A 21,622-nucleotide genomic window follows, 5' to 3' on the forward strand; every position below is an offset into this window, starting at 1 on the left:
CCGCGCAGCTTAAGGCCAACGCCGTTTCAGGGCTAGGGCCGGCAGGCACGCCGATCCATTTGCCTAACCAAATTAAATATTTAACAAAGTTTTCACTATGGATTCACAACCTGATTACAGTGGCGCCGTGACACTCGCGCGCCATTGATATAAGGAAAACGAGACAATGGACCCTTTCAAGACTGCGCCCATGCGCTTTCTGCTGCTCATCACCGGCGCCTGGCTGGTCATCTTTCTTCTGACTCGAGCGGTACTGCTGCTGACTCACCTGGATGAGGCCGGCGGCTTCGCCCTGTCGGTGTTCGGCATCGGCGCGCTCTACGACCTGGGTTTCCTGGCCTATGCGGCATTGCCGATGGGCTTGTACCTGCTGCTCTGCCCGCCGGGCCTGTGGCGTCGTCGTGGGCATCGCGGGTTCCTGCGCGCTCTGCTAACCATCAGCCTGTTCGCCATGCTGTTCGTGGCGGTGGCCGAATGGCTGTTCTGGGACGAGTTCGGCGTGCGTTTCAACTTCATCGCCGTCGATTACCTGGTGTATTCCGACGAAGTGCTGAACAACGTCCTCGAGTCGTACCCGATCGGCAAACTGCTGAGCCTCCTCGCGGTACTGGCGGTGGTGATCAGCTTTGCCTTGGGCAAGCCGTTCAATGCTGCCATGAATGCCCCGCTGCCAGCGCTGCGCGGGCGTCTGCTCAGTGCCTTGGGCCTGTTGATCGTCGCGGGTCTGAGCCTGCAACTGCTCAGCCAGGACGCCCCACGTGCCCAGGGCGGCAACGCCTACCAGAACGAACTGGCCAGCAACGGCCCGTATCAGTTCTTCGCCGCGTTCCGTAACAATGAACTCGACTACACCCAGTTCTACAAGAGCCTGCCGGCGGAAAAAGTCGCCAGCCAGATCCGCGCCGAGCTGAGCGAAAGCGACGCGCGTTTCATCGGCAAGGATCCACAGGACATTCGCCGGGTGATCGACAACCCGGGCACCCCGCGCAAGCCGAACATTGTGCTGGTGACCATCGAAAGCCTGAGCGCCAAGTACCTGGGCAGCAATGGCGACGGTCGCAACCTGACGCCAAACCTCGACGCGTTGCGCAAGCAGAGCCTGTACTTCAATAACTTCTACGCCACCGGCACCCGCACCGATCGCGGTCTGGAAGCGATCACCCTGGCCATCCCGCCGACGCCAGGCCGCTCGATCGTCAAGCGCATCGGCCGTGAAAGCGGTTTCGCCAGCCTTGGCCAGCAACTGAGCGCGGTGGGTTACGACAGCGTGTTCGTCTACGGCGGACGCGGCTACTTCGACAACATGAACGCGTTCTTCAGCGGCAACGGCTATCGCGTCGTCGATCAGAGCAGCGTCGATGAAGCCGAGATCCACTTCAAGAACGCCTGGGGCATGGCCGACGAAGATCTGTACCGCCAGACTCTGAAACTGGCGGATGCCGACTACGCCAAACAGCAACCGTTCCTGCTGCAACTGATGACCACCTCCAACCATCGTCCTTACACCTACCCGGACAACCGGATCGACATCAAGTCCGGCAACGGTCGTGATGGCGCGGTGAAGTACACCGACTACGCGATTGGTCAGTTCCTGGAGCAGGCGCGGCAGAAACCGTGGTTCGACAACACGATCTTCATCTTCGTCGCCGACCACACCGCGGGCAGCGCCGGCAAGGAAGACTTGCCGATCAGCAACTATCAGATTCCGCTGTTCATCTACGCGCCGAAAATGATCGAAGCTCGCGAGAGCGCGCAACTGGCCAGTCAGATCGATCTGGCGCCAACTCTGCTGGGCTTGCTCAACCTGGATTACACCTCTACGTTCTTCGGTCGCAACCTGTTGCAGGACAACCCGCTGCCACCGCGCGTGGTGGTCGGCAACTACCAGCATCTGGGCCTGTTCGACGGCAAGGATCTGGCGATCCTCAGCCCACGCCAGGGCTTGCGTCGGCATGATGATGCATTGACCGAGAGCCGTGAATCGCGAGTTACCAGCGACGATCCGCTGGTCAGCCGGGCGATTGCGTATTACCAGGCGGCCAGTTATGGCTTCAAACAGCAGTTGTTGAGCTGGAAGCCGGCGAAGGACAGCACTGTCCAGGTCAGCGAGCAGTAACCGACGGTGGTTCAGGTCAGGTCAGTCAAGCTTTGTGTCGACTGCTCTGACGCCATCGCTGGCAAGCCAGCTCCCACAAGGATTGCGCTAAACCTGTGGGAGCTGGCTTGCCAGCGATGGCCCCACCTCGGTATAGCGCCAACAACAAATCGAAGGCAATAAAAAACCCCGCCTGCTCAGCGCAGGCGGGGTTTTTCGTTACAGGGGTAAGGCTGGCTTACATCATGCCGCCCATGCCACCCATGCCGCCCATGTCTGGCATACCGCCGCCAGCCGAGCCTTCTTTCTTCGGTGCATCAGCAACAGCCGCTTCGGTGGTCAGGATCAGACCGCCGATCGAGGCTGCAGCTTGCAGAGCCGAACGGGTTACCTTGGTTGGGTCCAGGATGCCCATTTCGATCATGTCGCCGTATTCGCCCGAAGCAGCGTTGTAACCGAAGTTACCTTTGCCGTTCTTCACTTCGTTGACGACTACGCTTGGCTCGTCGCCGGAGTTGGCAGCGATCTGGCGCAGCGGCGCTTCAACAGCGCGACGCAGCACAGCGATACCGACGTTCTGGTCAGCGTTGTCGCCGGTCAGTTCGGTCAGGGCTTCCAGAGCACGGATCAGCGCAACGCCACCGCCAGGTACCACGCCTTCTTCAACGGCTGCACGGGTTGCGTGCAGGGCGTCTTCAACGCGGGCCTTCTTCTCTTTCATTTCAACTTCGGAACCAGCGCCAACCTTGATCACTGCAACGCCGCCGGACAGCTTGGCCAGACGCTCTTGCAGTTTTTCACGGTCGTAGTCCGAGGAAGTCTCGGCAACCTGGGCGCGGATCTGAGCGATACGGGCTTCGATGTCGCCTTGTACGCCAGCACCGTCAACGATGATGGTGTTTTCCTTGGACAGGGTCACGCGCTTGGCGTTACCCAGGTGCTCCAGGGTGGTGCTTTCCAGGCTCAGGCCGATCTCTTCGGAGATCACGGTACCGCCGGTCAGAACGGCGATGTCCTGCAGCATGGCCTTGCGACGGTCGCCGAAGCCTGGAGCCTTGACGGCTGCAACCTTGACGATGCCACGCATGTTGTTCACGACCAGAGTCGCCAGGGCTTCGCCTTCAACGTCTTCGGCAACGATCAGCAGTGGACGGCCGGCTTTGGCAACGGCTTCCAGCACTGGCAGCATTTCGCGGATGTTCGAGATCTTTTTGTCGACCAGCAGGATCAGCGGGCCGTCGAGCTCGGCAACCATGGTGTCCGGCTTGTTGACGAAGTACGGGGACAGGTAGCCACGGTCGAACTGCATGCCTTCTACAACCGACAGTTCGTTTTCCAGGCCCGAGCCTTCTTCAACGGTGATCACGCCTTCTTTACCGACTTTTTCCATGGCTTCGGCAATGATGTCGCCGATGGAGTTGTCGGAGTTGGCGGAGATGGTACCTACCTGAGCGATAGCCTTGGTGTCAGCGCATGGCTTGGACAGGGCTTTCAGCTCTTTGACGATCGCGATGGTCGCTTTGTCGATACCGCGCTTCAGGTCCATCGGGTTCATGCCGGCAGCGACGGCTTTCAGGCCTTCGTTGACGATCGATTGAGCCAGAACGGTAGCGGTGGTAGTACCGTCACCAGCGTCATCGTTGGCACGGGAGGCAACGTCTTTGACCAGCTGCGCGCCCATGTTTTCGAAGCGATCTTCGAGTTCGATTTCCTTGGCGACGGAAACGCCGTCCTTGGTGATGGTCGGAGCGCCGAAGCTCTTCTCGAGAATCACGTTACGGCCTTTCGGGCCCAGGGTCGCTTTTACCGCGTCAGCCAGAACGTTGACGCCTTTGAGCATCTTGGAGCGAGCGGCATCGCCGAACTTAACTTCTTTAGCAGCCATGATCGATATTCCTTAAATACTTTGTAGTAACGGGAAAATGAACGGGGGGTATCAGCCTTCGATAACAGCGAGGATTTCGTTCTCGCTCATTACCAGCAGGTCTTCGCCGTCGACTTTCACAGTGTTGCTGCCGGAGTAAGGACCGAACACAACCTTGTCGCCTTCCTTCACGGACAGTGCACGCACTTCACCGTTTTCCAGAGCCTTGCCCGGGCCTACAGCGAGAATCACACCGTGGTTGGCTTTTTCAGCAGCCGAACCTGGCAGGACGATACCGCCAGCGGTTTTCTTTTCTTCTTCGCTGCGACGGATGACGACGCGGTCATGCAGAGGACGAAGCTTCATTGTCGATCTCTCCTAATTGTGGTTTTCATCGGCCGGTGTAGTCCCGGCGGGTTTAACAAATCCGGCCTGCGCCGGTTGCGGTTCGTCGAGCGAACCGCGGAAGTCTGTCCGACTCAAATGCCGGAAACCTTTCGGTGACCGATACATAAGGGCGCATAAGCTTATTACAAGGGCGGGGGCAGAAAATTTTTCATCAATTGCCCCTTGAATGCCGCGCATAAACAAACGGCACCCGAAGGTGCCGTGTCGAAGCAGGGGTTACTTGCTGTCGCGATGTTCGAACTCGCCTTCGATCACATCACCCTCGCGGCCCAGAGGCTGGCGCGGTGCAGGACCGCCACGGGGTTGCAGGTCGTCGGCGAAGGCCCGCTGACGGATCGCCTGTTCTTCGGCGCGCTGACGCATTTTATTGGCCAGCAGACGACGGGTGAACGGCAGCAGCATCACCAGACCGACCATGTCGCTGATGAAGCCCGGCAGGATCAACAGGCCACCGGCCAAGGCGAGCATCAAGCCTTCAAGCATGGTCTGTGCGGGCAACTCACCGCGATTCAGGCTTTCACGGGCACGCAGTGCCGTGGCCAGACCGGCGACGCGCAGTACGAACACACCAAACATCGAGCCGAGAATGATCAGCAGCAGGGCCGGGAAAAACCCGATCGCCCCTGCCACTTTGACGAATACGAACAGCTCCAGCACCGGAAACAGCAGAAAGAGCAACAAAAAAGGGCGCATCAAAGATTCCTCAACGCAAGAAATGCCTTGCAGTAAGCCTTAGATGACGTCGCCCTTTCGTGAATTCAAGCGTCGGCCACCGCATTTTTTGGCCAGACCTCGGCGTGAGCCAGAGAAACCAAGGCTTCGCGCACTTGTATCGGCGTATGACAAAGCGCTGGAAACGGCAGCCAATACAGTGCCTGACCGATGCGCAAGTGCATGCCTTCGCTGTCGATTCCGGCCAGTTGCGCCGGTACGGTTTTCGGCAACCCGCTGAGCTCCACGTAGTGGGCGATGGCTTTGGCGTGATCGCTGTTCATGTGCTCGACCATGCTGATTTCCGCCTTGCCGGCAAACGGGTTGGCCAGGGTCAGCTGATCGATCCAGTGAATCGCGCCGAAACCGCCGATGTAGCGATGACGCACCGGGTTGAGCACCCAGAAATCAAAATCGTGGGCCTTGTGATAGTTCTGCGAGTCGGGGAAATACCGGTAGTAACGTTCGGCGGCGGCTTCGATGGCAGCCGGGTCTTCGAGCTTCTGCGCTTCGGCCAGACAGGTCAGGCGACCAACGGCCTGCACGTCGTCGGCCTCGCGCTCGCCCACCAGCAGCGAACATTTCGGGTCCTTCTGCAGGTTGTGGGTGTGCTGGGCGATGCGGCTGATCAGGATCAGCGGGCGACCCTGCTCATCCAGGCAATACGGCACCACCGAGCCAAACGGGAAACCGGGCATCGATTTGGAGTGGGTGGACAATACGCCACGGTATTCCTTGAGAAGCAATTCTCGGGCATTCTTGGCCGCTTCAACGCTCAATTTATGACTCCTTAAATAGAATCCGTCGAAAAAACGGACAGGCGCCTGGGGATAGGTCCCGGTCACGCCATCGGGCAATGCTCATGTGCAGTCTGGCCATAACCGGTACGGATCGAGCGTCGCCAATAACAAAAACCACTCAGACCGGCTATCGGGGCATGCGAATGCAACTCAACGACAAAATAATCATTATCACCGGCGGTTGCCAGGGTTTGGGCCGTTCCATGGCCGAGTATTTCGCCGGCAAAGGCGCGAAGCTGGCCTTGGTGGATCTCAATCAGGAAAAACTCGACGACGCGGTCGCAGCCTGCAAGGCCAAAGGCGTCGAGGCGCGCAGCTATCTGTGCAACGTGGCCAATGAAGAACAGGTTGAGCACATGGTCGCGCAGGTTGCCGAAGATTTCGGCGCGATCCATGGCCTGATCAACAACGCCGGGATCCTGCGGGATGGTCTGCTGCTCAAGGTCAAGGACGGCGAAATGACCAAGATGAGTCTGGCCCAGTGGCAGGCGGTAATCGACGTCAACCTGACCGGCGTGTTCCTGTGCACCCGTGAAGTGGCGGCGAAAATGGTCGAGCTGAAGAACAGCGGCGCGATCATCAATATTTCTTCGATCTCCCGAGCCGGTAACGTCGGCCAGACCAACTACTCTGCCGCCAAGGCTGGCGTGGCCGCAGCCACTGTGACCTGGGCCAAGGAACTGGCGCGTTATGGCATTCGCGTGGCAGGCATTGCGCCGGGCTTCATCGAAACCGAGATGACCCTGGGCATGAAGCCGGAAGCGTTGGAGAAGATGACCTCGGGAATCCCGCTCAAGCGCATGGGCAAACCGGAAGAGATCGCCCATTCGGCGGCGTACATCTTCGAGAACGACTACTACACCGGGCGGATTCTGGAGATGGATGGCGGGTTGCGGATCTGACTGCCAACACAGAAACCAATGTGGGAGCGAGCCTGCTCGCGAAGGCGGTGGGTCAGACAACATTTTCGTCGACTGACACACCGCCTTCGTCGGAACGCCGCCCGGAGCAAGCCCGCTCCCACAGTTGATTGTGTTTCAGGCTATCAATCGTCGCTGATGCTGATATTTGGCATCGCCGGTGTCGCCGCTTCCTGCAGCACAATGCGCGCGCCGACGTGGCGAGCCAGTTCCTGGTAGACCATGGCAATCTGGCTGTCCGGCTCGGCGATCACCGTTGGCTTGCCGCCATCGGCCTGCTCGCGGATCAGCATCGACAGCGGCAGCGAGGCCAGCAGTTCGACGCCATATTGGGTCGCCAGCTTTTCGCCACCGCCCTCACCGAACAGATGTTCGGCATGTCCGCAGTTCGAGCAGATGTGCACCGCCATGTTTTCCACCACGCCCAGCACCGGAATGTTGACCTTGCGGAACATTTCCACGCCTTTGCGCGCGTCCAGCAACGCCAGATCCTGCGGAGTAGTGACGATCACCGCACCGGCCACCGGGACTTTCTGCGCCAGGGTCAACTGGATGTCGCCGGTACCTGGGGGCATGTCGATCACCAGATAATCCAGGTCACCCCACGCGGTTTGCGTGACCAGTTGCAGCAGTGCGCCGGAGACCATCGGCCCGCGCCAGACCATCGGCGTGTTGTCGTCGGTCAGGAACGCCATCGACATGACTTCGACACCGTGGGCCTTGAGCGGCACGAACCACTTCTGATCCTTGACCTCGGGGCGGGTGCGCTCGGGGATGCCGAACATGATGCCCTGGCTCGGGCCATAGATGTCGGCGTCGAGAATCCCCACCTTGGCGCCTTCACGGGCCAGCGCCAGCGCGAGGTTGGCCGCCGTGGTCGACTTGCCCACACCACCCTTGCCCGAAGCCACGGCGACCACGTTCTTGACGTTGGCCAGGCCCGGGATCTGCGCCTGGGCCTTGTGCGCGGCGATCACGCTGTTGACCTCGACCTTGGCGATCGTCACCCCATCAAGATTTTCGATGGCCAGCTGCAGCAACTGTGCCCAGCCGCTCTTGAACAGACCGGCGGCGTAGCCGATTTCCATCTGAACCTTCACGCGGTCGCCATCGATCTCGATGTGCTTCACGCAACCGGCGCTGACCGGGTCCTGGTTCAGGTAGGGGTCGGTGTATTGGCTGAGGACGGCTTCCACCGCTGCGCGAGTGACGGCACTCATGGGCAACTCCGATAACAAGACTGGGAAAAGATGGCGGGTATCGTACGCTGGACGCAGATTTGTGGCGAACTGATTACTTGAGCAAGTCAGCACCTGTGGCGAGGGGATTTATCCCCGATCGGCTGCGCAGCAGTCGCAGAACCATCACCCGCGGTGTACCTGATAGGCCCTGATATCGGGTTTGGGGGCGGCTTCGCCACCCATCGGGGATGAATCCCCTCGCTACAAATGCTCTCAAAGTACCCAGCGGCACAGGGTGAAAAATATGCGCCAGCGCTTTATAGTGGCCGACCTCCGTTTCATCAAGTAGCGAAGCCCCACATGTCCGAACCACGCAAGATCCTCGTCACCAGCGCCCTGCCCTACGCCAACGGTTCGATTCACCTTGGCCATATGCTGGAATACATCCAGACCGATATGTGGGTGCGCTTCCAGAAGCATCGCGGCAATCAATGCATCTATGTCTGTGCCGACGACGCCCACGGTTCGGCGATCATGCTGCGCGCGGAAAAGGAAGGCATCACCCCGGAACAACTGATCGCCAACGTGCAGGCTGAACACAGCGCCGACTTTGCCGAGTTCCTGGTCGACTTCGACAACTTCCACTCCACTCACGCCGAAGAAAACCGTGAGCTGTCGAGCCAGATCTATCTGAAGCTGCGTGACTCCGGGCACATTGCCCAGCGCTCGATCACCCAGTATTTCGATCCGGAAAAGAAAATGTTCCTGGCCGACCGCTTCATCAAGGGCACCTGCCCGAAATGCGGCACCGAAGACCAATACGGCGACAACTGCGAAAAATGCGGTGCGACCTACGCGCCAACCGATCTGAAGGATCCGAAGTCGGCGATCTCCGGCGCCACTCCGGTGCTCAAGGATTCCCAGCATTTCTTCTTCAAACTGCCAGACTTCCAGCAGATGCTGCAGACCTGGACCCGCAGCGGCACCTTGCAGGACGCCGTGGCCAACAAGATCGCCGAGTGGCTGGACGCCGGCCTGCAGCAGTGGGACATCTCCCGCGATGCGCCGTACTTCGGTTTCGAGATCCCGGGCGAGCCGGGCAAGTATTTCTATGTATGGCTGGACGCGCCGATCGGCTACATGGCCAGCTTCAAGAACCTCTGCAACCGCACGCCGGAGCTGGACTTCGACGCGTTCTGGGGCAAGGACTCCACCGCCGAGCTGTACCACTTCATCGGCAAGGACATCGTCAACTTCCACGCCCTGTTCTGGCCCGCCATGCTCGAAGGCGCCGGTTTCCGCAAGCCGACCGGGATCAACGTGCACGGCTACCTGACCGTCAACGGCCAGAAGATGTCCAAGTCCCGTGGCACTTTCATCAAGGCCCGTACCTACCTGGATCACCTGTCGCCGGAATACCTGCGCTACTACTACGCGGCCAAACTGGGCCGTGGCGTCGATGACCTCGATCTGAACCTCGAAGACTTCGTGCAGAAGGTCAACTCCGACCTGGTCGGCAAAGTGGTCAACATCGCCAGCCGTTGCGCCGGTTTCATCCACAAGGGCAACGGCGGCCTGCTGGTCGACAACAACGCTGCGCCAGAGCTGACCGAAGCGTTCCTCGCTGCGGCGCCAAGCATTGCCGACGCCTATGAAGCGCGCGACTTTGCCCGCGCCATGCGTGAAACCATGGCCCTGGCCGACCGCGCCAACGCCTGGATCGCCGACAAGGCCCCATGGTCGTTGAACAAGCAGGAGGGCAAGCAGGATGAAGTCCAGGCGATCTGCGCCACCGGCATCAACCTGTTCCGCCAGCTGGTGATCTTCCTCAAACCGGTGCTGCCACTGCTGGCCGCCGACGCCGAGGCATTCCTCAACGTCGCCCCGCTGACCTGGAACGACCACACCACGCTGCTGGCCAACCATCAGCTCAATGAATTCAAGCCGTTGATGACTCGCATCGACCCGGTAAAAGTGCAAGCCATGACCGACGCCTCGAAAGAAGACCTGACCGCCAGCCAGACCGACACTGGCGCTGCCGCGCCTGCGGGCAACGGCGAACTGGCCAAGGATCCGCTGTCGCCGGAAATCGACTTCGACACCTTTGCTGCCGTCGACCTGCGCGTGGCTTTGATCGTCAAGGCTGAACACGTGGAAGGTGCGGACAAGCTGCTGCGCCTGACGCTGGACATCGGTGACGAGCAGCGCAACGTGTTCTCCGGGATCAAGAGCGCTTACCCGGACCCGTCGAAACTCGACGGTCGCCTGACCATGATGATCGCCAACCTCAAGCCACGGAAAATGAAGTTCGGCATCTCCGAAGGCATGGTGATGGCCGCCGGCCCTGGCGGTGAAGAAATCTACCTGCTGAGCCCGGACAGCGGCGCCAAGCCGGGTCAACGCATCAAGTAAGACCCAGCGCTGAAACGATCCCACAGGCATGTTCTGCAGGCCTGTGGGATTTTTCATATCTGGCCCACCCATCGCGGGTGCCGGATAATGCCTAACCTTAAGTGACACTCGCCCGTTGCTGCCGGCAGAACCATGACCGAACTTGCACTTACGCTGATCAGTGCCGCCCTGCTCAACAACTTCGTGTTGCACTGGCCGCTGGGTGTCGATCCGCTGCTGGCCGGCAGTCGGCGCCAGGTGCATGCGCTGGGGTTGGCGACGGCGTGCCTGATGCTGAGCGTCGGCTTCATCGGGTACGTGCTCTGGCACTGGCTACTGGTGCCGCTGCAATTGCAGGCACTGCAGCTGTTTGTATTCTTGCCGCTCAGCGTGCTGCTGATCGCGCCGCTGCTGAAGCTGTTGGCTCGTGCGCTGCCAGACTGGCCGTTCGACGGACTGTGGCCGCTATTGCTGGGTAATGCCGGCGTACTGGGGCTGTCCTTGATCAACGCGCAAAATGATCGCGGCCTGCTGCAAGCAACAGCGCTGAGCATCGGCGCCGGGCTGGGTTTCTGGCTGGTGCTGAGCCTGTTCAGCGACTTGCGTGAACGCACGGCGGACAACGACATTCCCCTGCCCTTTCGCGGCTTGCCGATCGACCTGATCGGCGCCGGACTGATCGCAGTGATTTTTCTCGGATTCAGTGGACTGATCAAAACATGAGTCTGATTCAACTCATCGATGCCCTCCTGCCGCAGACCCAATGCGGCAAATGCGGCCACCCCGGTTGTAAGCCCTATGCGCAAGGCATTGTCGATGGCGAACCGATCAACAAGTGCCCGCCCGGCGGTGACGAAACCGTCGCCGCCCTGGCTGAACTGTTGAACGTGCCGGTGCTGGAACTGGACGTCAGCCGTGGCTCGGCACCGCCACAAGTGGCGTACATCCGCGAGGCCGAGTGCATCGGCTGCACCAAGTGCATCCAGGCCTGCCCGATCGACGCCATCGTCGGCGCGGCGAAACTGATGCACACCGTACTGATCGACGAATGCACCGGTTGCGACCTGTGCGTGGCGCCGTGCCCGGTGGACTGCATCGAAATGCATCCGCTGCCGCTCGGCACCTTGCCGGTGGTCGGTGGCCTGGCTTCCAGCCTTGAAGAACTGCGCGCACGCGCGGCCAAACGCGATCATGCGCGCCAGCGTTTTGAACGCCGCAACGCCCGCCTGCAGCGCGAAGAACAGCAGAAACAGGCTGAGCGCCAAGCCCGGGCGCAGCGTGCAGCGCAACCGGCGGTGGTTACTCTCGATCCGGTGCAGGCCGCTCTGGAACGGGTGCGCGCGCAGAAAGCCGCAACCGCCGACGCGGCATTGAAAAAAGCCAAGATCGATGTCGCCATGAGCCGCGCGCAATTGCACAAATCGCTGAAAGCCTTCGGCCATCCGCCGACCTTCGAACAGCAATCGCAACTGATCGTGTTGCAACAGCAGTTTGAAGCCGCCGAACAGGCGTTGGCGAAACTCGAAAGCAGCGCCGCCACCGCTCCAGCCGCTGCGGCCCCGGTTCCGGCGAAAGACGCCGACCTGAAACGGGCGAAAATCCAGCTGGCCATGCGGCGCGCCGAATTGAAAAAGGCTCAGACCGCCGAAGCGCCAGCCGAGCAAATTGCCACGCTGGAACAGGCACTGCGTGATGCCGAGCAAGCCCTCCACGCCGCCGAGACGGCGAGCGAGCAGCCTGCGCCTGACCTGCTGCGGGTGGAAAAGCGCCCGATCGACAATCAGCTCCGCCAGTTGAAAACCGAACTGGCCTACGCCCGCGCCGACCTGAACAAACTCGAACGCCGCGCCGACACGCCGGGCGAAGTCCTCGACAAGGCCCGCGCTCGCCTGCAGGCCGCCGAGCGTCAGGTGCAAGATCATGTCGCCCCGTGAGGCACCGGATGATCGCCTGCAACAGGCGATGAAGCGGGTGCTGCTGGCCACGCTGCCGGGGCTGTTGGCGTTGTTCTGGTTCTACGGCTGGGGCGTGTTGATCAACCTGATCCTGGCGGCGAGCACCGCGCTGCTGGTCGAGGCTGGTGTCGCCCGCCTGCGCCGACAGCCACTGCAACCAACGCTCAGCGATGGCAGCGCACTGGTCAGCGCGACACTGCTGGCCGCCGCCATGCCACCTTATTGCCCATGGTGGCTGACAGTTACGGCGGTGGCTTCGGGCCTGCTGTTCGGCAAACATTTATACGGTGGCATCGGCAAGAATCCGTTCAATCCGGCCATGCTCGGTTTCGCCCTGGCGATGCTGCTGTTCCCGCAGCCAATGACCCACTGGCCGGCGCATGGCATGAGTCTGCAGGCCACTTTTGCACAGGTCCTGAATCTGGGCCAGGCTCCGGATGCCTGGGTTCAGGCCACCGCGCTGGACAGCCTGCGCATCAACAAAAGTCTGACCATGGATGAATTGTTCGCTGCCAACCCGGCATTCGGCCGTTTCGGTGGACGCGACGTGGAGTGGATCAATCTGGCGTTTCTCGCCGGTGGACTGTTTTTATTGCAGCGCCGGGTGATTGCCTGGCAAGCGCCAGTTGGCATGCTGACCAGCCTGTTTGTCGTCAGCCTGCTCTGCTGGAACGGTTCGGGTTCCGATTCCCACGGCTCACCGCTGTTTCATCTGCTGAGCGGTGCAACCATGCTCGGTGCCTTTTTCATCATTACCGAACCGGTGTCGGGCGCCAAAAGTTCTCTGGCCCGGCTGCTGTTCGGCGTGGGTGTCGGCTTGCTCACTTACCTGATCCGAACTTGGGGCGGCTACCCGGACGGTGTCGCGTTTGCCGTGTTGCTGATGAATCTGTGTGTACCGGCTCTGGAACGTTTTGCCGCTGCCCGCCAGACGCAGGTGCAATCATGAGCCGCGCAGCTGCTTTCGTGGCGCTTGTGCTGCTGGCCGGTGCCGGTCTCGGCCTGACCTATGTCGTGCAGCGCGCCAGTGCGCCGCAGATTGCCAGCGAGCAACGCCTGCTCGACAGCCGCAAGTTGCTGGATCTACTCGCGACCGATGCCTACGACAATCAGCCGCTGGAGCAGCCGCTGGCGCTGACTGATACAACGTTGAGCCACAGCACGCTGCTGGCGGGTTACCGCGCAAGCAAATCCGGTCAGCCAGTGGCAGTGTTGTTGCGTACCCAGACCGAGGGCTATGCCGGCGCTATCGAACTGCTGATCGCCATCGATGCCAACGGCAGACTGCTGGGGGTAAAAACCCTGCGGCACAACGAAACCCCGGCGCTCGGCGGACTTATCGGCGACTGGCCGAACCACTGGCTGGCGACTTTTACCGGTAAATCACGCAACGCACCTGACGACGCAGGCTGGGCGCTGAAAAAAGATCAGGGACAGTTCGATCAACTGGCCGGGGCAACCGTCACTTCCCGGGCCACCGTCAATGCCATTCATGACGCCCTGCGTTACTTTGATGAGCACCGCGCAACCTTGCTGGGGAGCGGATCATGATCCGGCCAACGAATCTGACAAACACGTTGATGCTGATGCTGCTGCTTGGCACCAGCGCGACATTGGCTGGCGCGCTGGGCATGCTGTTGATGTCGAGCGTTGTGGTGGCGGTTTACGGCGCATGCATCGGCCCGCTGCGCTCGCGGTTGTCTGGCAACAACCTGATGCTGGCCAGTCTGCTGCTGGCCGCCACCCTGACCAGTTGCGCCAATATCCTCGCGCAGCGCTGGGCGTTGCAGTGGCAACAGTCAGTCGGAATCTATGCCGGGCTGATCGCCTTGCAATGCGTAGTGCTGGAATACAATGGATTCTTTCGTCAGGCGCTTGCCCAGCGCCTGCAGTTTTTTGGCCTGTCGAGCGGGCTTCTTCTCGCGCTGGCTGCATTGCGTGAACTGTTCGGTCAGGGCTGCATCGGCCGTGGCCTGGCCGAGCACTGGCAAGGCCTGGTTGTGTTCAACCAAGGGCTGCACTTGCTCACCCTGGTTCCCGGCGCCTTCATCGTGCTCGGACTACTGCTCGCCGCCCGCCAGGCCTGGACCCGCTCGACCGCTCTCTCCAAGGAAACACATCACCCATGAATGCCGCCAAACGTCTGGAAATTTTCCGCAGACTTCATGAAGACAATCCCGAGCCGAAGACCGAGCTGGCCTATTCCTCACCGTTCGAGTTGTTGATCGCGGTCATTCTTTCGGCGCAGTCAACTGACGTCGGCGTCAACAAGGCTACGGCCAAACTGTTCCCGGTGGCCAATACCCCGGCGGCGATCCACGCGCTGGGCGTCGAAGGGCTGTCCGAATACATCAAGACCATCGGCCTCTATAACAGCAAAGCGAAAAACGTGATCGAGACCTGTCGCATGCTGGTCGAGTTGCACAATGGCGAAGTCCCGCAGACGCGTGAAGAACTGGAAGCGCTGCCCGGCGTCGGTCGCAAGACGGCCAACGTGGTCCTCAATACCGCTTTTCGCCAGTTGACCATGGCGGTCGACACGCACATTTTTCGCGTGAGCAACCGCACCGGCATTGCCCCGGGTAAAAATGTGGTTGAAGTGGAAAAGAAGCTGATGAAGTTTGTGCCAAAAGACTACCTGCTGGACTCCCACCACTGGCTGATTCTGCACGGTCGCTATGTGTGCCTGGCGCGCAAGCCACGCTGTGGCAGCTGCCGCATCGAAGATTTGTGTGAGTACAAACACAAAACCTCGGACGATTGATTGGCTATTGGAATAATTGATTCTTCGATTGAAAAAATCTTTTTTACCCGCAGCAGGAATATCGATATAAGGGGCGCCAAAGGCAGTCTTAGCCTGGAGTTCACCTTATGACTGACAGCAAAGAACAACTGGACGTAGATGAAGATTTTACCGTTGTGGATACCGACGACGCCGAACCGGTGGTCGAGGTCGCCAAGACCAATCTGAGTAAACGTCGCACCATCGATAACCTGCTTGAGGAGCGCCGACTGCAAAAGCAATTGGCCGATTACGATTTTGATCTGTGACACTTGAAAGCCTCCCGAACCGGAGGCTTTTTACTTTCTGCTGAATCCGACACTGAGCGGCCCATGCCCCATCGGTATTTCTGATCATCAGACCAGTCCGTTGCGTTGTGCCAATTCAATCAGGTCCACCAGCGAGCGGGCATTGAGCTTCAATAACAGACGCGTCTTGTAAGTGCTGACCGTCTTGTTGCTGAGAAACATGCCGTCGGCGATTTCCTTGTTGGTCTTGCCACGCGCCAATTGCTGCAACACCATCATTTCCCGCCCGGAGAGGCGATCCACCATATCGGCCTCACTGGCATTACCAAGACTGGTACGCACGGTGTGCAGAGCCTGGTTTGGAAAATAGCTGTAGCCGGACAGTACCGCTTTGATCGCACTGAGCAACTCAGTCAAATCCTGTTGCTTACATACATAACCCGCAGCACCTGACTGCATGCAGCGCATTGAAAAATGACCCGGTGCCTGGGAGGTCAACACCAGTACTTTCAACGGCATGGGTGTCGAGTTCAGACGCGCAATAACTTCAAGACCGTCGAGTTTCGGTATTCCAATATCCAGAATAACGATATCCGGCATCTGTTCACGCGCAAGTTGCAAAGCATCCACACCATTATCCGTTTCTGCAATGACTTCGTAGCCATGACGCTCCATCAGCATACGCACAGCAAGACGAATGACGGGATGATCATCCACGATCAGCACTTTATTCATGGGCAAGTCCAGTTTCGCTGTTCGAATTTTTAGAGCACGCACAATAGCCCAGTCACTTCTGACATGGCACAAGAGAGTTTCATTGCAATCCCAGCAAAAGACATTCCCTACAGCAAATAAAGATTATTCCTACAAAAAAACCCATACGGCCGACTTTCAAATGGGATGACGTATCTTCTGGCCTTCACATCGACGCAAAAAACATGTCGTCCTGAAAGCCACGCAAACTCTACTTTCGAGGCAGACGGCTCAGCGAGCGGCTGAAAAAACGCGATAATCCATTGACTGCACATCGCTACACAGCGCCAGCCCCGGCAGCTTATAAGTTGAAAAAAACAACGTAAAACCAATCAAAAATACTTTGATAAATCAACATCTGAAACAAGATACTTCTATCCAAGCGTTATCATTTAATATAAAAATTATCTCGACCAGCAAGTTGCAACACCCCATACAAAACAACTCAACATACGTATTGGAAATACATAACTAATGAGCACATCCCATGATAAAAATCAGAAGAAAAATAACCAACCCCATGACTGTAATTGCGATATTTGCATTTATTTCCGAATCATCGGCTGCCATTTCCTTACCCTTTCTTGATAACGCCGAAAGAGAAGTCTACATCTGGTTCCTGATCAGCTTTCCGTTTTACTTGCTATTGCTATTCTTTTTAACGCTGAACTTCAACTACCGTTCGCTCTATGCGCCCTCGGACTTCGATAAGGACGACAGTTTTCTAAAAAGTTTCGAGGAGTTGAAACAGCCCGAGCTCCACTCCTGTTCGCCTCCAGCAAGAGCGTCTGTGGTAGGCGAAGTATCAACTGCCAACGGATTGGAGTGGACGTTGTCTGTACATAGCGTTGACCTCAGGCAACTCCCTCCTTGCAGCGCTGACAAATCCTGCCCGGAGCGACCGTGGATTGAGCACAACATTCAGTTGCCTAAATCCATCGGCACATTGTGCGCCATAGACGTACGTCGGTTGAGTAGCCCACAGGCGTTCAATGCACTGGCAGAACACTTTCCGCATCTTGGCAAACACTCAGCCAAGGCAGTGGTATTTTTGACCGACTCTGCGTGCGACGTTTTGCTCAAGCAAATTATCCCGAGCCTTATCAAACAGTCGAAAAAAAACGGAGGCGCCAAACTTCTCGTTGCTTACAACGTGAGCACACAAAGCACCACGGTTTTGAGAGGAGCATGAGCGCAGAGTAGATGCCTGAAGTGGACATTCAAGAAAATGCTGGAGTTGGCGGCAATGACCAAAGCTCTGGATTAACGTCAGACAAACACAGAATAGAAAATGGCGGCATTGTCATTGAGACAAGCCGCCATTTTTACAGCCCTGCAAGGCTTAGAACAGCTTGCGGCCTTTGTTGGCAGCAATGCGCATGCGCAGCGCGTTGAGCTTGATGAAGCCCGCCGCGTCGGCCTGGTTGTAGGCGCCGCCGTCTTCTTCGAAGGTCGCGATATTGGCGTCGAACAGCGAATCGTCGGACTTGCGGCCGGTAACGATCACGTTGCCCTTGTACAGTTTCAGGCGAACCACACCGTTCACGTTGACCTGCGAAGCATCGATCATCTGTTGCAGCATCAGACGCTCCGGGCTCCACCAGTAACCGGTGTAGATCAGGCTGGCGTATTTCGGCATCAGCTCGTCTTTGAGGTGAGCGACTTCGCGGTCCAGGGTGATCGATTCAATGGCGCGGTGCGCGCGCAGCATGATCGTGCCGCCCGGGGTTTCGTAGCAGCCACGGGACTTCATGCCCACGTAACGGTTTTCAACGATGTCCAGACGACCGATACCGTGAGCGCCACCGATCTTGTTCAGCGTTGCCAGTACGGTGGCCGGAGTCATTTCGACGCCGTCCAGCGCGACGATGTCGCCGTTGCGGTAGGTCAGTTCCAGGTATTGTGGGGTGTCGGGAGCCTTCTCCGGGGAGACGGTCCAGCGCCACATGTCTTCTTCGTGCTCGGTCCAGGTGTCTTCCAGCACGCCGCCTTCATAGGAGATGTGCAGCAGGTTGGCGTCCATCGAGTAAGGGGACTTCTTCTTGCCATGACGCTCGATCGGGATCGCGTGCTTCTCGGCGTAGTCCATCAGCTTCTCGCGGGACAGCAGGTCCCACTCGCGCCATGGCGCAATCACTTTCACGCCAGGCTTGAGTGCGTAGGCACCCAGTTCGAAACGCACCTGGTCGTTGCCCTTGCCGGTGGCACCATGGGAAATGGCGTCGGCGCCGGTTTCGTTGGCGATTTCGATCAGGCGTTTGGCGATCAGCGGACGTGCGATGGAAGTACCCAGCAGGTACTCGCCTTCGTAAACGGTGTTGGCGCGGAACATCGGGAACACGAAATCACGCACGAATTCTTCGCGCAGATCGTCGATGTAGATTTCTTTGACGCCCATGGCCTGAGCCTTGGCGCGAGCCGGCTCGACCTCTTCGCCCTGACCCAGGTCAGCGGTGAAGGTCACCACTTCACAGTTATAAGTATCCTGCAGCCACTTGAGGATCACCGAAGTGTCCAGGCCGCCGGAATACGCCAGAACGACCTTGTTTACGTCCGCCATGCCATCACTCCACGGGGTTCTACGGAAAGCCGAGGAGTCTACCGCTCAAATCCGATAATTTACAGAGGCGCGACAGCTTAAGACGACAAAGCGACAGAATCTGTCGACAGCGCGACGATGACCGGAGGGTCAGGAAGTCGCCGCAGCGTTGGCAGGTGTGCTGGCTTGCGGTGCTGGCGCGGTAGTCGGCGCCACTCGTGCAAGCTTCACGCTGACCCGGCGATTCTTCGCCCGGTTGGCCGCATTGTTGTTCGGCACCAGCGGGTATTGCTCGCCGTGGAAACGCACGGTGATCTGCGATTCGGCGATGCCGTTGGCCTTGAAAAAGTCGACCACCGCCAGCGCGCGACGACGCGACAGCTCACGGTTGGTCAGACGGTTGCCGCTGTTGTCGGAATAGCCATCCAGTTCGATGTGATTGACCGTCGGATCGGCCTTCATGAACTCGAGCATCACCTGCAGCCTGGCCTTGGCGGCGGCATCCAGATCGGTGCCTTCGCCAGGGAAGCCGATCTGCGATTGCTTCACCTGATCGAAATTCTGCGGCAGCAACTTCGCCACACACGTCTGGTAATCATTGAACGCTTTGCTGAACTTCACCGGCAGCAGACGCACTTCCGAAACCCGGCCATCGCCGGACGCACGGCGCACCACCGGACTGCGACCGTCCAGCAAACCGCTGATCAGCCCGCCGGCCTGGGATTGCGAACTGTTGAACAGCACGTTGCCGGTACCGATCCTGACGCTGCCCAGATTGATGTCGTTGCGCCCCGGCTGCCATGGCGCTGCCGCGGCAAGCAACGTCGCCGAACCGCCGCCGAGCATGGCGTTGTAGGCATTGAGGCGGAATATCGCCTGCTCGCCGGCTTTGCGCACGAACTGGCCCGAGCCGAAATCGGTGATCGGCTGGGTCAGGCGGCACTCGAACTTGTCGCCCTCGACCGTCCACTCAATGTTCTCCAGACGCGTCTGGTAGGTCAGCGCCATCGCGGGGAGGCTGGCAAACACACTGAGCAAGGCTAAATATCGCTGGCGCACGGGAGGCTCCATTGGCTTCTGTAACACAAAGACCGATTCACACTATGTTTACGGCATACCTACGGGATATCGGAAGGTTCCTGCAAAACTTGATAGCGGGTGCCTGCAAGAGTCTTTTCCGGTAGCATTCCCCTCAGTTTGACCCGCCTGGAATCCCCTCATGTCCGACCGCCTGACCCTGCTGCGTCCCGACGACTGGCACATTCATCTTCGCGATGGTGCCGTGTTGACCAATACCGTTGCCGATGTTGCGCGCACCTTTGGCCGCGCCATCATCATGCCCAACCTGGTACCACCGGTGCGCAACGCCGCTGAAGCCGACGGCTATCGCCAGCGGATTCTCGCTGCCCGCCCGGCCGGCAGTCGCTTCGAACCGCTGATGGTGCTGTACCTCACCGACCGCACCCAGCCCGAAGAAATTCGTGAGGCCAAGGCCAGCGGTTTCGTGCACGCCGCCAAACTGTACCCGGCCGGCGCCACCACCAACTCCGATTCCGGCGTGACCAGCATCGACAAGATCTTCCCGGCGCTGGAAGCCATGGCCGAAGTCGGCATGCCGCTGCTGATCCACGGCGAAGTCACCCGTGGCGATGTCGATGTCTTCGACCGCGAAAAGATTTTCATCGATGAGCACATGCGCCGTGTGGTCGAGCGTTTCCCGACGCTCAAAGTGGTGTTCGAACACATCACCACCGGCGACGCGGTGCAGTTCGTCAACGAGGCTTCGGCCAACGTCGGCGCCACCATCACCGCGCATCACCTGCTGTACAACCGCAACCACATGCTGGTGGGCGGGATTCGGCCGCACTTCTATTGCCTTCCGATCCTCAAGCGTAATACCCATCAGGAAGCCCTGCTCGACGCCGCCACCAGCGGCAGCGCGAAGTTCTTCCTCGGCACCGACTCGGCGCCGCACGCCCAGCATGCCAAGGAAGCCGCCTGCGGCTGCGCCGGCTGCTACACCGCGTACGCCGCCATCGAGCTGTACGCCGAAGCGTTCGAACAGCGCAACGCGTTGGACAAGCTCGAAGCGTTCGCCAGCCTCAACGGTCCGCGCTTCTATGGTCTACCGACCAACACCGATCGCATCACCCTGGTTCGCGAAGAGTGGACCGCCCCGACCAGCCTGCCGTTTGGCGAGCTGAACGTTATCCCGCTGCGCGCCGGTGAAAAACTGCGCTGGCGCCTGCTGGAGGAACACGCGTGAGTGAAGACCATTTCGACGACGAACTGGACGGTCAAGGTGGCGGCGGCGGTTCCCGTCACCCAATGGCAGCACGTTTTCGCGGTTACCTGCCGGTTGTCGTCGACGTAGAGACCGGTGGCTTCAACTCGGCCACCGACGCTCTGCTGGAGATTGCCGCGACCACCATCGCCATGGATGAAAAGGGTTTCGTCTACCCGGATCACACCTACTTCTTCCGCGTCGAACCGTTCGAAGGTGCCAACATCGAAGCGGCAGCGCTGGAATTCACCGGCATCAAGCTCGATCACCCGCTGCGCATGGCCGTCAGCGAAGAAACTGCGCTGACCGACATCTTCCGTGGCATCCGCAAGGCGCTGAAGGCCAACGGCTGCAAGCGCGCGATTTTGGTCGGCCACAACAGCAGCTTCGACCTCGGCTTCCTGAATGCTGCGGTTGCGCGTCTGGACATGAAGCGCAATCCGTTCCACCCGTTCTCCAGCTTCGACACCGCGACACTGGCCGGTCTGGCTTACGGTCAAACCGTGCTGGCCAAAGCCTGTCAGGCAGCGGACATCGACTTCGACGGCCGTGAAGCGCATTCGGCGCGTTACGACACCGAGAAGACTGCCGAGCTGTTCTGCGGCATCGTCAACCGCTGGAAACAGATGGGCGGCTGGGAAGACTTCGACGACTGATCCTCGTCGGGTATTTCCCGCGCATAAAAAAACCG

The 21,622-nt window shown here is 59.2% G+C and carries 21 protein-coding genes; 13 read left to right on the plus strand and 8 right to left on the minus strand.

The features are described 5' to 3' along the window. Positions 1–166 precede the first annotated feature (166 nt). Positions 167–2,116 (plus strand): LTA synthase family protein, encoded by a 1,950-nt coding sequence (locus E3Z29_RS25280; RefSeq protein ID WP_134787220.1) that lies wholly within the window; start codon positions 167–169, stop codon positions 2,114–2,116. 217 nt (positions 2,117–2,333) lie between these two features. Here the strand turns inward: E3Z29_RS25280 and groL are convergent, their stop codons facing one another. The 4 genes from groL to E3Z29_RS25300 all read right to left on the minus strand — a co-directional run bounded on the left by groL (position 2,334) and on the right by E3Z29_RS25300 (position 5,857). Further along, positions 2,334–3,980: a chaperonin GroEL gene (gene groL / locus E3Z29_RS25285; protein ID WP_007964008.1), complete on the minus strand. Its 1,647-nt coding sequence runs from the start codon at positions 3,978–3,980 to the stop codon at positions 2,334–2,336. Positions 3,981–4,031: 51 nt separating this feature from the next. After that, positions 4,032–4,325 carry a co-chaperone GroES gene (locus E3Z29_RS25290; RefSeq protein WP_007916610.1) on the minus strand — a complete coding sequence of 98 codons (294 nt, stop codon included), beginning with the start codon at positions 4,323–4,325 and terminating at the stop codon, positions 4,032–4,034. 258 nt (positions 4,326–4,583) lie between these two features. Continuing rightward, complete coding sequence (locus E3Z29_RS25295) at positions 4,584–5,060, minus strand: FxsA family protein (protein ID WP_134787221.1); 477 nt, start codon at positions 5,058–5,060, stop codon at positions 4,584–4,586. 65 nt (positions 5,061–5,125) lie between these two features. Further along, positions 5,126–5,857 carry a HugZ family protein gene (locus tag E3Z29_RS25300; protein WP_134787222.1) on the minus strand — a complete coding sequence of 244 codons (732 nt, stop codon included), beginning with the start codon at positions 5,855–5,857 and terminating at the stop codon, positions 5,126–5,128. 164 nt (positions 5,858–6,021) lie between these two features. Between E3Z29_RS25300 and E3Z29_RS25305 the strand changes: the two genes are divergently transcribed. After that, complete coding sequence (locus tag E3Z29_RS25305; protein WP_098965353.1) at positions 6,022–6,780, plus strand: SDR family oxidoreductase; 759 nt, start codon at positions 6,022–6,024, stop codon at positions 6,778–6,780. A gap of 143 nt (positions 6,781–6,923) precedes the next feature. On the opposite strand, the gene apbC is transcribed toward E3Z29_RS25305, so the two are convergent. Further along, complete coding sequence (apbC, locus tag E3Z29_RS25310) at positions 6,924–8,018, minus strand: iron-sulfur cluster carrier protein ApbC (RefSeq protein ID WP_098965355.1); 1,095 nt, start codon at positions 8,016–8,018, stop codon at positions 6,924–6,926. 321 nt (positions 8,019–8,339) lie between these two features. Here apbC and metG point away from each other — a divergent pair, with 321 nt between their 5' ends. The 8 genes from metG (at position 8,340) to E3Z29_RS25350 (ending at position 15,376) form a co-directional block, all read left to right on the plus strand. Further along, the gene (gene metG, locus E3Z29_RS25315; RefSeq protein WP_134787223.1) at positions 8,340–10,391 is read left to right on the plus strand and encodes a methionine--tRNA ligase; all 2,052 of its coding nucleotides are present in this window, start codon (positions 8,340–8,342) and stop codon (positions 10,389–10,391) included. Positions 10,392–10,523: 132 nt separating this feature from the next. After that, positions 10,524–11,093: an Rnf-Nqr domain containing protein gene (locus E3Z29_RS25320; protein ID WP_134787224.1), complete on the plus strand. Its 570-nt coding sequence runs from the start codon at positions 10,524–10,526 to the stop codon at positions 11,091–11,093. Continuing rightward, positions 11,090–12,304, plus strand: coding sequence for an electron transport complex subunit RsxB (gene rsxB / locus E3Z29_RS25325; RefSeq protein WP_134787225.1), 1,215 nt, complete (start codon positions 11,090–11,092; stop codon positions 12,302–12,304). The genes E3Z29_RS25320 and rsxB overlap by 4 nt, the downstream gene beginning before the upstream one ends. After that, positions 12,291–13,274, plus strand: coding sequence for an RnfABCDGE type electron transport complex subunit D (locus E3Z29_RS25330; protein WP_134787226.1), 984 nt, complete (start codon positions 12,291–12,293; stop codon positions 13,272–13,274). Before rsxB ends, E3Z29_RS25330 begins: the two co-directional genes overlap by 14 nt. Continuing rightward, entirely contained in the window at positions 13,271–13,876 is a 606-nt protein-coding gene (locus tag E3Z29_RS25335) for an RnfABCDGE type electron transport complex subunit G (protein ID WP_098965363.1), read from the plus strand. Before E3Z29_RS25330 ends, E3Z29_RS25335 begins: the two co-directional genes overlap by 4 nt. Beyond that, a complete protein-coding gene (locus E3Z29_RS25340; protein WP_134787227.1) occupies positions 13,873–14,454 on the plus strand; it encodes an Rnf-Nqr domain containing protein in 582 nt (193 codons plus the stop codon). The genes E3Z29_RS25335 and E3Z29_RS25340 overlap by 4 nt, the downstream gene beginning before the upstream one ends. Continuing rightward, positions 14,451–15,089, plus strand: a complete 639-nt coding sequence (gene nth, locus E3Z29_RS25345; protein WP_003227707.1) for an endonuclease III — start codon at positions 14,451–14,453, stop codon at positions 15,087–15,089. Before E3Z29_RS25340 ends, nth begins: the two co-directional genes overlap by 4 nt. A 107-nt stretch (positions 15,090–15,196) precedes the next feature. Beyond that, the gene (locus E3Z29_RS25350) at positions 15,197–15,376 is read left to right on the plus strand and encodes a PA3496 family putative envelope integrity protein (RefSeq protein ID WP_027612063.1); all 180 of its coding nucleotides are present in this window, start codon (positions 15,197–15,199) and stop codon (positions 15,374–15,376) included. 87 nt (positions 15,377–15,463) lie between these two features. Here E3Z29_RS25350 and E3Z29_RS25355 read toward each other — a convergent pair whose 3' ends face one another. Beyond that, a complete protein-coding gene (locus E3Z29_RS25355) occupies positions 15,464–16,090 on the minus strand; it encodes a response regulator transcription factor (RefSeq protein WP_003227711.1) in 627 nt (208 codons plus the stop codon). Positions 16,091–16,595: 505 nt separating this feature from the next. Between E3Z29_RS25355 and E3Z29_RS25360 the strand changes: the two genes are divergently transcribed. Beyond that, positions 16,596–17,300, plus strand: a complete 705-nt coding sequence (locus E3Z29_RS25360; protein ID WP_134787228.1) for a hypothetical protein — start codon at positions 16,596–16,598, stop codon at positions 17,298–17,300. A 150-nt stretch (positions 17,301–17,450) separates the two neighbouring features. On the opposite strand, the gene E3Z29_RS25365 is transcribed toward E3Z29_RS25360, so the two are convergent. Then, positions 17,451–18,668, minus strand: coding sequence for an argininosuccinate synthase (locus E3Z29_RS25365; protein ID WP_027612065.1), 1,218 nt, complete (start codon positions 18,666–18,668; stop codon positions 17,451–17,453). 129 nt (positions 18,669–18,797) lie between these two features. Continuing rightward, positions 18,798–19,706, minus strand: a complete 909-nt coding sequence (locus E3Z29_RS25370) for an OmpA family protein (protein WP_098965368.1) — start codon at positions 19,704–19,706, stop codon at positions 18,798–18,800. A 160-nt stretch (positions 19,707–19,866) separates the two neighbouring features. Here E3Z29_RS25370 and pyrC point away from each other — a divergent pair, with 160 nt between their 5' ends. Next, the gene (gene pyrC / locus E3Z29_RS25375) at positions 19,867–20,913 is read left to right on the plus strand and encodes a dihydroorotase (RefSeq protein WP_095136952.1); all 1,047 of its coding nucleotides are present in this window, start codon (positions 19,867–19,869) and stop codon (positions 20,911–20,913) included. Beyond that, positions 20,910–21,587: a ribonuclease T gene (gene rnt / locus E3Z29_RS25380; RefSeq protein WP_007963973.1), complete on the plus strand. Its 678-nt coding sequence runs from the start codon at positions 20,910–20,912 to the stop codon at positions 21,585–21,587. The genes pyrC and rnt overlap by 4 nt, the downstream gene beginning before the upstream one ends. Positions 21,588–21,622: the final 35 nt, after the last annotated feature.

The sequence above is a fragment of the Pseudomonas sp. S150 genome (assembly GCF_004526365.1).
Lineage (GTDB): Bacteria > Pseudomonadota > Gammaproteobacteria > Pseudomonadales > Pseudomonadaceae > Aquipseudomonas > Aquipseudomonas putida_A.

Excerpts from the sequence above, each read along its gene's own strand:
- E3Z29_RS25280 (WP_134787220.1), top strand. The coding sequence starts at position 167 with ATGGACCCTTTCAAGACTGCGCCCATGCGCTTTCTGCTGCTCATCACC.
- groL (WP_007964008.1), bottom strand. The coding sequence starts at position 3,980 with ATGGCTGCTAAAGAAGTTAAGTTCGGCGATGCCGCTCGCTCCAAGATG.
- E3Z29_RS25290 (WP_007916610.1), bottom strand. The coding sequence starts at position 4,325 with ATGAAGCTTCGTCCTCTGCATGACCGCGTCGTCATCCGTCGCAGCGAA.
- E3Z29_RS25295 (WP_134787221.1), bottom strand. The coding sequence starts at position 5,060 with ATGCGCCCTTTTTTGTTGCTCTTTCTGCTGTTTCCGGTGCTGGAGCTG.
- E3Z29_RS25305 (WP_098965353.1), top strand. The coding sequence starts at position 6,022 with ATGCAACTCAACGACAAAATAATCATTATCACCGGCGGTTGCCAGGGT.
- apbC (WP_098965355.1), bottom strand. The coding sequence starts at position 8,018 with ATGAGTGCCGTCACTCGCGCAGCGGTGGAAGCCGTCCTCAGCCAATAC.
- metG (WP_134787223.1), top strand. The coding sequence starts at position 8,340 with ATGTCCGAACCACGCAAGATCCTCGTCACCAGCGCCCTGCCCTACGCC.
- E3Z29_RS25320 (WP_134787224.1), top strand. The coding sequence starts at position 10,524 with ATGACCGAACTTGCACTTACGCTGATCAGTGCCGCCCTGCTCAACAAC.
- rsxB (WP_134787225.1), top strand. The coding sequence starts at position 11,090 with ATGAGTCTGATTCAACTCATCGATGCCCTCCTGCCGCAGACCCAATGC.
- E3Z29_RS25330 (WP_134787226.1), top strand. The coding sequence starts at position 12,291 with ATGTCGCCCCGTGAGGCACCGGATGATCGCCTGCAACAGGCGATGAAG.
- E3Z29_RS25335 (WP_098965363.1), top strand. The coding sequence starts at position 13,271 with ATGAGCCGCGCAGCTGCTTTCGTGGCGCTTGTGCTGCTGGCCGGTGCC.
- E3Z29_RS25340 (WP_134787227.1), top strand. The coding sequence starts at position 13,873 with ATGATCCGGCCAACGAATCTGACAAACACGTTGATGCTGATGCTGCTG.
- nth (WP_003227707.1), top strand. The coding sequence starts at position 14,451 with ATGAATGCCGCCAAACGTCTGGAAATTTTCCGCAGACTTCATGAAGAC.
- E3Z29_RS25350 (WP_027612063.1), top strand. The coding sequence starts at position 15,197 with ATGACTGACAGCAAAGAACAACTGGACGTAGATGAAGATTTTACCGTT.
- E3Z29_RS25355 (WP_003227711.1), bottom strand. The coding sequence starts at position 16,090 with ATGAATAAAGTGCTGATCGTGGATGATCATCCCGTCATTCGTCTTGCT.
- E3Z29_RS25360 (WP_134787228.1), top strand. The coding sequence starts at position 16,596 with ATGATAAAAATCAGAAGAAAAATAACCAACCCCATGACTGTAATTGCG.
- E3Z29_RS25365 (WP_027612065.1), bottom strand. The coding sequence starts at position 18,668 with ATGGCGGACGTAAACAAGGTCGTTCTGGCGTATTCCGGCGGCCTGGAC.
- pyrC (WP_095136952.1), top strand. The coding sequence starts at position 19,867 with ATGTCCGACCGCCTGACCCTGCTGCGTCCCGACGACTGGCACATTCAT.